Origin of the sequence: Streptomyces sp. NPDC014727 (assembly GCF_043083485.1) — a bacterium.
Classification (GTDB): domain Bacteria; phylum Actinomycetota; class Actinomycetes; order Streptomycetales; family Streptomycetaceae; genus Streptomyces.
In genome coordinates, this window is record NZ_JBIBYR010000004.1 from 383209 (window position 1) to 394195 (window position 10987).

At 69.7% G+C, this 10987-nt stretch carries 9 protein-coding genes; 7 read left to right on the plus strand and 2 right to left on the minus strand.

Annotated features, from left to right (window positions below; translation table 11 throughout):
• Positions 1-56 precede the first annotated feature (56 nt).
• Positions 57-1412 carry a hypothetical protein gene (locus ACF1B9_RS10220; protein WP_391741114.1) on the minus strand — a complete coding sequence of 452 codons (1356 nt, stop codon included), beginning with the start codon at positions 1410-1412 and terminating at the stop codon, positions 57-59.
• A gap of 209 nt (positions 1413-1621) precedes the next feature.
• Here ACF1B9_RS10220 and ACF1B9_RS10225 point away from each other — a divergent pair, with 209 nt between their 5' ends.
• The 6 genes from ACF1B9_RS10225 (at position 1622) to ACF1B9_RS10250 (ending at position 9576) form a co-directional block, all read left to right on the plus strand.
• Complete coding sequence (locus ACF1B9_RS10225) at positions 1622-2248, plus strand: response regulator transcription factor (RefSeq protein ID WP_351081680.1); 627 nt, start codon at positions 1622-1624, stop codon at positions 2246-2248.
• 315 nt (positions 2249-2563) lie between these two features.
• Positions 2564-4525, plus strand: a complete 1962-nt coding sequence (locus ACF1B9_RS10230) for a VWA domain-containing protein (protein WP_391741112.1) — start codon at positions 2564-2566, stop codon at positions 4523-4525.
• A 28-nt stretch (positions 4526-4553) separates the two neighbouring features.
• Positions 4554-5354 carry a DUF4255 domain-containing protein gene (locus ACF1B9_RS10235; RefSeq protein WP_391741111.1) on the plus strand — a complete coding sequence of 267 codons (801 nt, stop codon included), beginning with the start codon at positions 4554-4556 and terminating at the stop codon, positions 5352-5354.
• Positions 5351-7396: an AAA family ATPase gene (locus tag ACF1B9_RS10240; protein WP_391741108.1), complete on the plus strand. Its 2046-nt coding sequence runs from the start codon at positions 5351-5353 to the stop codon at positions 7394-7396. Before ACF1B9_RS10235 ends, ACF1B9_RS10240 begins: the two co-directional genes overlap by 4 nt.
• 123 nt (positions 7397-7519) lie before the next feature.
• Positions 7520-8317 (plus strand): alpha/beta fold hydrolase, encoded by a 798-nt coding sequence (locus ACF1B9_RS10245; protein ID WP_391741107.1) that lies wholly within the window; start codon positions 7520-7522, stop codon positions 8315-8317.
• A complete protein-coding gene (locus tag ACF1B9_RS10250; protein WP_391741106.1) occupies positions 8314-9576 on the plus strand; it encodes a cytochrome P450 in 1263 nt (420 codons plus the stop codon). Before ACF1B9_RS10245 ends, ACF1B9_RS10250 begins: the two co-directional genes overlap by 4 nt.
• A gap of 168 nt (positions 9577-9744) precedes the next feature.
• Here the strand turns inward: ACF1B9_RS10250 and ACF1B9_RS10255 are convergent, their stop codons facing one another.
• Positions 9745-10068 (minus strand): hypothetical protein, encoded by a 324-nt coding sequence (locus ACF1B9_RS10255; RefSeq protein WP_391741104.1) that lies wholly within the window; start codon positions 10066-10068, stop codon positions 9745-9747.
• A 185-nt stretch (positions 10069-10253) separates the two neighbouring features.
• On the opposite strand from ACF1B9_RS10255, the gene ACF1B9_RS10260 reads away from it, so the two are divergent.
• Positions 10254-10922: a helix-turn-helix domain-containing protein gene (locus ACF1B9_RS10260; protein WP_391741102.1), complete on the plus strand. Its 669-nt coding sequence runs from the start codon at positions 10254-10256 to the stop codon at positions 10920-10922.
• The last annotated feature ends 65 nt before the right edge of the window (positions 10923-10987 follow it).

A 10987-nucleotide genomic window follows, 5' to 3' on the forward strand; every position in this document is an offset into this window, starting at 1 on the left:
GCCGTCAGTCCGCGCCGTCAGTCCGCGCCGTCAGTCCGCGGCGTCGGTGCGCGCCGTCAGTCCGCGGCGTCCGTCCGCATCGTGCCGCCCAGGAACAGCGACTCCGCACACCGGGAGGGCGTCGGCGCGTTCACCGGCTTGCCCACCTTCCGGCAGTCGACGGTCATCGTGACCTTGCCGCCCGCGGGCACCAGGATCGGTGTGACGAAGTGGTAGTCGGAGTCCCGGAAGTTCTCCAGCGCCAGCCGGAGCACCGGGGTGTCCCGGCCGGTGGAGACGAGGAGCGTTCCCGCGTCGCCCTGTGGGTTCTGGACCACGATGTCCGTCAGCTGGAAGGTGTGCCCGCGGGGTACCTGCAGGGCCGTCGAGGTATTCGACCCACCGCCCACCGAGTCCCTGACCTGCACCTGCGCACTGGTCGGAGCGGCCGCGGACGCACCGCCGGACCCGCTGCCGGTCCCGCCGTCGGACGTGCCGGAACTCGGTGAGGGACCGGGGCTCGGTGAACCGCCGTTCGCCCCGGAGGAGTCGCCCCCGCCCGATCCCGTGCCGGCTGTGGAACCCTGGTCCGGGGCCTTGCTCTTGTCCGCCGCGGCGGCCGACCGTACGGCGTCCGGTGTGATCGCCTCCCGTGCCGCCGACTTCACGGCCGGCCGCAGCAGCGCGTACCAGAGCCCGACCAGCGCGACCAGCAGCACGGCCGCGGTGATGAGCGCCCGCGGAAGCCAGCGCGGCAGGATCGGCTCCTGCTGGTACGAGCCGTCCAGGGTCACCGGTGCGGCCGGTTCGGCCGGTGCCTGCCCCTCCACCACATCCGTTGTGACGACGACCTGGAAGGTGTGCGTGACCGGCGTTCCGCGCCACACGCGCTTCGCCGGCCGGATCCTCAGCTTCCCGAACTCCGCCCGCCCGGGAGCGATCTCCAGCGCATCCGCGGCGAACGCGACCCGGGCCCGCTCCGTACCGGACCGGGCGCCCAGCCGTACGGTGGACGGAGTGTTCCCCCGGTTGTCCACGGCGAGCTGATGCCTCCCGCGCCAGGCGCCGTGCGAACTGCGCGGCACCAGCTCGGCGGTCGTCTCGGTGAAGGGAAGTACGGTCACCCGTCCTTCGGGCACCACCGTGTCGTCCTGCTCGCTGGTGGGCACCACCCGTATCCCGAAGGGTGTCTCCCCCGCGAGAACGGTCGAGTCGCGGGGCGGACGCAGCACGAGGGAGACCGTCCGGGAGTCACCCGGGTACAGGGACAGCGTCGCCGGTTCCACCGTCGACCAGGCGGCACACGCGCCGATCACCTCGAACCGGTATTCCTCGACCGTGCTGCCGGAGTTGAGGATCCGCAGAGGGAGGGCCGTCTCCTCGCCCGGTGCGGCAGTGACGGACGAATCGTCGAGGCTTGCCGTGAGACTCATAGGGCGCACCGTAGGGTCGGCGTCCTGTGCCGACATGGGCCGTGAAGGAACACTTCCGGGCAGAATCCGTGCCCGGATCGGCTTTTCTGTTTCCCTGTAGGTAAACGAGGGAATCTTTTGACCGCCTCAGGCGAATGAGGCATACGAAACAGCCGTGATGGTTGTGTTCGCTGCGAGGCCATCGGCTGTTGCTCAGGGGGAGCATTGCCATGGAGCGCACGACTGTCGCATTACGGGCCCAGGATCCGATCTCTCAAGCGGGTGTGGCCAGTCAGTTACGGGCCCGGCCCGAGGTCAGCGTCACGGAGTGGGTGGAAGGCGACGCCTCACCCCAGATCGTGGTCGTCGTCGTGGACACGGTCGACGAGGAGGTACTGACGATGCTGCGCCACATTCAGCGCACCAGCACCTCGCGCGCCGTTCTCGTCACCACGGACATCGACGAGCAGAAGCTGGTGAGCGCGGCGGAGTGCGGTGTCGCCGGCGTGGTCAGGCGCTCCGAGTCGACGCCGGAACATCTGGTGCAGGTCATCAGGACGGTCGCGCGGGGGGAAGGCCATCTGCCCTCCGACCTGTTGGGCAGGCTGCTGGAAGAGGTGGGCCGCCTCCAGGGACAGGTACTCGGCCCGCGCGGGCTGCACTTCACCGGTCTCGCGGCGCGCGAAGTGGATGTGCTGCGCCTGGTCGCCGAGGGGTACGACACCGCGGACATCGCGACGAAGCTGGCCTATTCCGAGCGCACGATCAAGAACGTGCTGCACTCGGTGATGACTCGGCTGCAGCTGCGGAACCGGTCGCACGCGGTGGCGTACGCGATGCGGCAAGGGCTGATCTGAGTCTCCCGGTGTGCGCGTCGGTGGTGGAGCCGATGGACGCGACGGATGCCCGAAAGGGCAGTGCAGGCTTCCCGGGGGTGTGACTTCCGCACCGCTGCGGGCCGGCCGTGTGTACGGGACCGTGTGGTCCGGCATGCCGACGGGCCGAGGGTGGGGAGGGCTTCCGTGCGCTGGTTCCAGCCGCTTCGGCGGGCGTCGCGGTCGCGTGCGGACCTGTCGTGGGCGGATCGGGGACCCCTGGGGGCCCGGCCATGGCCTTCCGCTTCGCGCCGGACCCTCGTCGCGTTCCGTCTCCCGGCGCTGGCCCTTCTCCTCGTGGTCACCGGCATCGCCCCCGGTTCGGCCGTCACTGCCGAGACGCCGGCGGTGGCCGTACCCGAGCCCTGGGTCACCCCCGCCGAGTTCACCGACGCGGTCGATCCCGGCGGCTCCACGGGCGTGGCCAAGCAGGTGCGTACGCCTGCGATTCCGCCGAAGCCGGATGTGGTGCTGCTGGTGGACGGCACGGGAAGCATGGGCAAACCGGTGGACGACGTGAAGTCGGGGTTGCGCTCCATCACCGACAAGATCGTCGAGCAGCAGCCCGACTCGCGCTTCGCTGTGGCCACGTACGGGGACGAGAAGGATGACCCGACAGCGGAGTTCGAGGTCCTCCAGGGACTGACCACCGACCTCGATGCGGTGCAGCACAACGGTGTCGACAGACTGGGCACCTCCCGTGGCTACAAGAGCAAGGGCCCCTCCGAGGACTGGATCTACGCGCTGTGGAAGGTGGCCAACGGCGCGGACGGCGGGACGGTCTTCCGTGAGGGGGCCAGCCCGGTCGTGGTCCTGGTGGGCGATGCGTCGAGCCACAATCCCAGTAACAAGATCTACTTCGAAGAAGCCGTCTACGCGCTCCAGGACAAGGGCGTACGCGTCATCGCCGTCGATGTGGAGACCGAGGACGGCGACGGTCTCAACGGCGACGGATACAGCAGTCCCACCTATCAGGACCCGTACCACGACCCCGACCAGGCCAAGCGGATCGTCGAGGCCACCAACGGCCGCATGCTGAACGGAATTCCCGGCGACGGTGTCACCGAAGCCATCATCGAGGGCTTCAACAACCTTCCCACCAACGTGAGCTACCGCCTGGACAGCTGCGATCCGCATCTGTCCGTCAGCCTCGACCCGCCCACCCAGCGGGTCACCAGCGGGGACACCGCGCACTTCGCGGAGAACATCGATGTTTCCGCGGATGCCCCCCAGGGCACCCGGCTGAGCTGCACCGTCCAGTTCCTGATGGGCACCCAGGTCCCCGGTGCGGAGACGATCGGGCCGGCAGCGGCGGCCGACCCGGACTTCCAGGAGCAGATCAACATCGATGTGAACGACATCGATGCGCCCGTCGTCACGGTGGACGATCTGACCGTCCGGGCCAAGGACAAGAACGGCGCGCGCGTGACGTACACCGCCACCGCCCAGGACACCACCGACGGCACGCTTCCGGTGACCTGTACGCCCGCCTCCGGGTCGCTCTTCCCGGTCGGCCGCACCACGGTGACCTGCTCGGCGACCGACTCGGCGGGCAATACGGGGACGGACTCGGCGGAGATCGAGGTCCTGGAGGCCCCCGTGCCGCCCTCGGCGGATGTGGCGATGAAGGTCGATGTCAGCCCCGACCGTACGTACACCGGCCGCCCGGCCCGTGCCCGCTTCATCGTCACCAACGCGGGCCCGGACGCTGCGACGGGCGTGGTCATCGGCTCGGCCTGGCCGAAACCGCCCAGAGCGAAGGACCGCAGCCTGCCCGCGCTCACCCGCTGCACGGCGGCCAAGCCGTGCACCGTCCCGGCCGGTGGCCGCATCGAGGTGGCCCAGACGGCGACGTACCGCGCGGCGGTCACCGGAGATGTACGAGCCACCGTGCGCGGCACGCTGCCGGACCGGCGGACGGCCAACAACGAGGACACCGACCGGCTGCGCGTCCTGAAGCCCTCGCTGACCGTCACACCGCAGGTCGCCAAGCCGGGGCAGCCGGTACTGGCCCGGGGCAAGGACTACCCGCCGGGCGCGACCGTACGTTTCACGTGGAACATCGGCATCACCCCCGAGGGGGCCGCGGCCACGGTGGGCCGTGACGGCACCTTCGAGGTGCAGGTCCTGGTCCTGCGCAAGGACAAGCTCGGCCCGCGCAAGCTGCGGGCGGACTCGCGGGACCTCGACCGACTGCAGAAACCGGTCCTGGTGGTCCAGCGAAATCTCCAGCCACCGGACTTCGCAGGCCGCGCATGAGCGCCGACGACCGTACGGGAGTGATCGGGTGATCCACGAGGTCGACGATGTACTCCGTGGGCTGATCAGGGCGGAGGCGCTCGAAGGCGGCCAGATCGCGGTGGTCTTCGACGCTCCGACCCGGGAGTGGGCGGCGAAGGTCAACGCACCCATGGTCAACCTCTACCTCTACGACATCCGCGAGGACATGCGCAGGCGCGAGCGCGGTCTGCACAACGAGTACGACGAACGCGGCACGATCGTCGCGCGCCGCCGTCCGCCCCGTTTCTTCAAGCTGTCGTACCTGATCACGGCATGGACGAAGCGCCCGGAGGACGAGCACCGGTTGCTCTCGTCGCTGCTCGGCTGCCTGCTGCGGTACGAGGCGCTGCCTCCGGAGCGGCTCACCGGCACATTGGCCGAGACAGGGGCGTCCGTACCCATGTCGATCGCGCTTCCGCCGCCCGAGGACCGCTCGTTCGCCGATGTGTGGAGTGCGCTGGGCGGTGAGTTGAAGCCCTCGCTGGACCTGGTGATCAGCGTGCCGGTGACGGCGTCGCCGAGCTATGTGGTCGGCCCACCGGTAGGGGACGAGGGGCTGCAGACTCGTTTCGGGGACGTACCGGAGAGGGCCGAGCCGTTGTCGGAACCGATGCCGGGGCGCGGAGGACTACCGGTGTACGGAGATCGTCCGGGCCGGCCCGGCGGTGGCGCCGCCTCACGCAGCCCCGATGCGGAACGGCGGCCCGGTCTGTCCCTCCGGATCACGGAGACCCGGAAGGCCCGCACGGAGACCCGGAAGGCCCGCACGGAGGCGGGGAAGGCCCGCGCGGAGGACAGTGCCGAATGACCACCGCGGGTGATCCGAACCTGCGCCATCTCCTCGCCCGAGCGGTGGTGGTGGAGCAGCGCATCCGGCGGGCGGTCGAGGCCCGGCAGCTCACCGATCCGGACCCGGACGACGCCTTCCGCGGCCTCTACCTCACGGACGAGAACATCGCCCGCCTGCTGAACGAGAACGAGGCCCGCGCCTTCCCGTACCCCGTGCCCCCTTCCGCTCCGGACTCCGGTGAGGTGCCGGCGGAGCAGTCCGGACTGACGTCCCTGACGGCCGAGTTCGGGCTCACCGACCTCGACGTCGAGATCCTCCTCATCACGCTCGTACCGGATCTCGACGACCGCTTCGAGGCGTTCTACGGCTACCTGAACGACGATGTCACCCGCCGCCGCCCGTCCATCGGTCTGGCCCTGGGTCTCTGCGGCCTGTCCCCCGCCGACCAGGTGGCGCGCGGCCGGCTGTCGGCCCTTGCCCCACTGCGTGAGGGCCGCCTCCTCCTGGTCGAGGACCTGGACCGCCCGTTCCTGAGCCGTGCGCTCCGTGTCCCCGACCGGGTCACCGCCCACCTTCTGGGCGACGACACTCCCGACCCGCGTCTGGCCGATCTCCTCGCCCCCTGGCACGCCGTACCGGGCGTCGGTGACCCGGCCCCGCTGGCTGCGGCCCTTGCCCGAGGCGTCTCGCTCGCCTACCTCCGCGAGGACCAGGGCGGCGCGGGCACGGCCCTCGCGGCCTCCGCGCTGACGCTCGCGGGCCACCGGGTCCTGGGCCTGGACCTGGCGCGACTGGCCGAGGACCCGGCCCCCGCCGAGGCCGTCCGTTCTCTGGTCCGCGAGGCCCGGCTGACCTGCGCCGGCCTGGTCTGCGCACCGCTCGACGCGGTCTGCCGCGAACACCCGGAGCTCCTCCGGCTCCTCACCGGCACTCCGGTCCCCACGATCCTGGTGGGCCGGGCCCCCTGGGATGCGGCCTGGTCCGCCGCCCCGCCCCTGCTCCTGCACGCCCCGCGCGTGGAACCCTCGACCCGGGCCGCACTCTGGACCGACGCGTACGACGCGCCCGTCCCCGAAACCCTCGACGTGGACCACCTGCTCTCGCCGTTCCTTCTCACTCCGGAACAGATCACCCGCGCCGCCCGGGGCGCTGCCCAGACCACCTACCTGGACGGCGGCGCCCTCACCCCCGACCACGTCCGCCAGGGCGCCCGCGCCCAGAACGCGGCAGGACTGGACCGCCTGGCCCGCCGCATCGAACCCACTGTCACCTGGAACGACCTGGTTCTCCCGCCGGACACCCACGCCCAGCTCCGCGAACTCACGGCCCGCGCGAGGCATCGCGACCGGGTCCTCGGGGAGTGGGGCATGCGCCCCGGCGGCGGCAGGGGCCGAGGCGTATCGGCCCTCTTCGCGGGCGACTCCGGCACCGGAAAGACGATGTCCGCCGAGGTCATAGCCGCAGACTTGGGCCTGGACCTCTACACCGTCGACCTGGCGACCGTGATCGACAAATACGTGGGCGAGACGGAGAAGAACCTGGAGCGGATCTTCTCCGAAGCGGCAGGCGTGAACGGAGTCCTCCTCTTCGACGAGGCGGACGCGATCTTCGGCAAACGCTCGGACGTGAAGGACGCCCACGACCGCTACGCGAACGTCGAGAGCGCGTATCTGCTCCAGCGCATGGAGTCCTTCGACGGCCTGGCCATCCTCGCCACGAACCTCCGGGCCAACCTGGACGACGCCTTCACCCGCCGCCTGGACCTGGTCATCGACTTTCCGGTCCCCGACCCCGAACAGCGCCTCCTGTTGTGGGAACGCTGCCTGGGCTCCGCACTTCCCCGGGGCAAGGACCTCGACCTCGCCTTCTGCGCGGAGAACTTCGAGCTGGCGGGCGGCAACATCCGCTCGATCGCGGTGACGGCCGCGTACCTGGCGGCGGACACGGGCGAACCGGTCACGATGCCGACACTGATCCACGCGATCCAGCGCGAGTACCAGAAACTGGGCCGCCTGACACTGGCCTCGGAGTTCGGCCCGTATCTGGGACTGCTGGCGTGATGCCGCCGGCCTGATACCGGGCGGCCGTGTGTGGGCCCTTGCGCGTGCCGGTGGTTGCCGCCACCGTGGTCGGGGTCGGGCCGGTGACCGACCGGGCCGCTCCGTACGGTGACGGGAGTCAGCGTGACCGCATTGCCTGTTCTGCCCCACAGACTGCACGGCGACGGCCCGCACAAGGTGATCGCGGTGCACGGCTGGCTGGCCGACCGGACCGCGTACGACCCGGTGCTGCCGGATCTCGACCTCGGTTCGTTCCAGTACGCCGTGGTGGATCTACGGGGATACGGCGAGGCCAGGGACGCGGACGGCACGTACACCACGGCCGAGGGCGCCGCGGACGTGCTCGCGCTGGCCGACCGGCTCGGCTGGGAGCGGTTCTCGCTGATCGGCCACTCGATGGGCGGCTCCGTCGCTCAGCGGACACTGGCCGTCGCACCGCAGCGGGTGCGCAGAATCGTCGGGGTCTCGCCCGTCCCCGCGTCCGGCCTGCCGCTCCCGCCCGAGCAGTGGGAACTCTTCTCCGAGGCGGCGCACACCCCGCAGAACCGCCGGATCATCCTCGACATCACCACCGGAGGCCGACGCCCGGCCGCCTGGCTGGACCGCATGGTGCGCCGCTCGCTCGAACGCAGCGACGCGAAGGCGTTCCGTGCCTGGCTGGACTCCTGGGCGGGCGAGGACTTCCACGACCGGATCGACGGTTCACCCGTGCCGGCCCTGACCGTGGTGGGCGCGCTGGATCCGGCGTTGTCGGCCGAGGTACAGCGCGCGACGTGGATGCGGTGGTTCCCGCGGGCCGAACTGGTGGAGCTGCCCTCGTGCGGCCACTACGCGATGGACGAGGCCCCGCTCGATTTGATCCGCGTGATGGAGGACTTCCTGCGGGCGGACGCGGAGGACGGCGAGGGCGCGGAGGCATGAGCGCGCCCGTACCGGATGTGTTCGACCCCAGGCAGTACGCGCAGGGCATCCCCCACGACCGCTACCGCCACCTGCGCGACCACCACCCCGTGGCGTGGCAGGAGGAGCCGGAGGTGCTCGGCTGGCCGACGGGCCCCGGCTTCTGGGCGGTCACCCGGCATCAGGACGCCGTCAGCGTACTCAAGGACTCCTCGACGTACTCCTCGTACCTGGGCGCCACCCAGATCCGCGACCCGGACCCGACCGACCTGCCGTTCATCCGCCGCATGATGCTCAATCAGGATCCGCCGCACCACCGGCGACTGCGCACCCTCGTCAGCCGCGCCTTCACCCCGAAGCGCGTCGACCGTTTCGAGACGGTCGTGCGTGAACGCGCCCGTTCCTTGTTCACCCGGGCGGTGGCCGAGGCACGGGCCGGCGACGGCACCTGCGACCTCGTCGCCCAGGTCACCGACGACTACGCCCTGCTCAACCTCACCGATCTGCTGGGTGTACCGGACACAGACCGTGCGCTTCTTCTCCACTGGACGCAACGCGTCATCGGCTACCAGGACCCGGACGAGGCCGGAACACCGACACTGGGCCCGGACGGGCGACCGCTCAACCCCCGCTCCCCTTCCGCCCTGCGCGACATGTTCGACCACGCGCACGCGCTGGCCGCCCACAAGCGCCGCCACCCCGCCGACGACGTCATGACGTCCCTGGCCACGGACCCCGAACTGACCGCGCCGGAACTGGAGATGTTCTTCTTCCTGCTGGTGGTGGCCGGCAACGACACGGTACGCAGCGCGGCCCCCGGCGGCCTGCACCTCCTGGCCGAACACCCCGACGCGTACCGCCGCCTGCGCGACGGCGAGGTGGAATTGACCACCGCCGTCGACGAACTGCTCCGTCGTCACCCCCCGGTCCTGACGTTCCGGCGCACAGCCACCCAGGACACGGAACTGGCGGGCACCCGCATCCGCACCGGCGACAAGGTGGTCGTCTTCCACGCCTCCGCCAACCACGACGAACGCGTCTTCCCCGACCCGTTCACCCTGGACCTCGCCCGAACCCCCAACCCCCACATCTCCTTCGGCGACGGCCCGCATGTCTGCCTGGGAGCGCACTTCGCGCGCTTGCAGTTGCGCGCTCTGTACGAGGAGGCGTGCCGATCCCTGCCATTCGGCCCACTCCAACTCGCGGCCCCGCCGCGCCGCCTGGTGTCGAACTTCATCAATGGGGTGAAGTCGCTGCCTGTGCGGGTGGCCGACTCCTGACAGTCGGCCATCGCCCCGGGACGGCGAAGAACGGAACACTGCTCGTGGGTGCCTTCGGGGACCACAAGGCGATCGGGATGAGACCGTGCGGCCGACGCCGCGACAGGCCGCCGTTGCGCGAGCATCGTCAGTGGTGTCACTCCTCATGGCATCACCATGTAACGGGGACTACGAGATGACCGGAGCCCAGACGACCCTGGGTACGCATGCGGCTGTGCTTCTGAAGTACCGGAGCGCGCTCTCCGGCGACCGGACGCTCATGCGCGCACCGCAGTCGACACGGATGACCTCTGCTCGATCCTCGAAGGCCAGCCCCCAGGCCGCTACCCAGCCGTCCTCGTGATCGCCGTATTCCTGAACAACCGCGAACACCCGAGGGGCCGTCTCTGCTACCAGGCCATTCACCAGCAGCCAGAACTCCTCCTCTCCAAGGAGCGGTTGACCTGATACGTGCTCCAGTGCTTCGTCTTGAGGACGCGAAGTTCCGTCCACGGAGTGTCTCCCTTGCTGACTGAGTGTGTTGTAGATTCTAAATTTGAATTCAACACTCGCCTAGTAGCTCGATCAGGTGATGCTTGCCGCGGCTCTTGCGGACCGGCTCGCGTGTACGGCAAGCAGGTACTTCAGCGGGCACGCATCCCTTCAGCCCGCGTCAGGCGTAGGCAAGGAGAACGCAGATGACCGAGACATCCAGCCCCACAGTGTGGCGACGCTGGCTCGCCTTCGAACTGGTCCGCTTGCGCAAGGAAGCCGGCCTGGACCAGAGGGATGTGGCGAAGGCCCTGCGCTGCACCGTCGGGAAGGTCTCCTACTACGAGACGGCCGAGCGGCCGGTCGTCCTGCGTGACCTGGACGAAGTACTGCTCCCTCTCTACGACGTCCCGGCCGACCGCTGGGAGGACTACCTACGCGCAGCCAAGAACGCGCGCCAGAAGGGCTGGTGGGAGAAGCTCGACGGCGGGTCGATGCCCAGCTGGTTCTCGCTGTTCGTGGGCCTGGAACAGGGTGCTTCACAGGTCCGCGCGTACGAGAGCGAGGCCGTGCCGGGTCTTCTCCAGACGCGGGCCTACGCAGATGCCATTACGCGGCGAGGAACCGCCGAACGCGCCGAGGAGGAGGTAGCGCGACGCATCGACCTCCGCATGACGCGGCAGTCCGTGCTCAGGCGGGCCGCCGATCCGCTGCGGTTGTGGGTCGTACTCAGTGAAGCTGTCCTGCGTCGAGTCGTAGGCGGTCCGGCAACCATGAAGGAACAGCTTCTTTACCTGACTGAGAAGGCCGATCATCCCAAGATCACGATGCAAGTGATCCCTTACCCTCAATCCGCCGAGGTGGTTCGAGAGTGATCTCCTGATCGATTTCTGCGTCCGCTTTGGGCTGGTGGCTGGGTGTGGGCAGGTGGTATCTGCTG

Bases quoted from the DNA above. Each gene is read 5' to 3' on its own strand.
- ACF1B9_RS10260 (WP_391741102.1), top strand. From the start codon at position 10,254: ATGACCGAGACATCCAGCCCCACAGTGTGGCGACGCTGGCTCGCCTTC.
- ACF1B9_RS10225 (WP_351081680.1), top strand. From the start codon at position 1,622: ATGGAGCGCACGACTGTCGCATTACGGGCCCAGGATCCGATCTCTCAA.
- ACF1B9_RS10250 (WP_391741106.1), top strand. From the start codon at position 8,314: ATGAGCGCGCCCGTACCGGATGTGTTCGACCCCAGGCAGTACGCGCAG.
- ACF1B9_RS10220 (WP_391741114.1), bottom strand. From the start codon at position 1,412: ATGAGTCTCACGGCAAGCCTCGACGATTCGTCCGTCACTGCCGCACCG.
- ACF1B9_RS10240 (WP_391741108.1), top strand. From the start codon at position 5,351: ATGACCACCGCGGGTGATCCGAACCTGCGCCATCTCCTCGCCCGAGCG.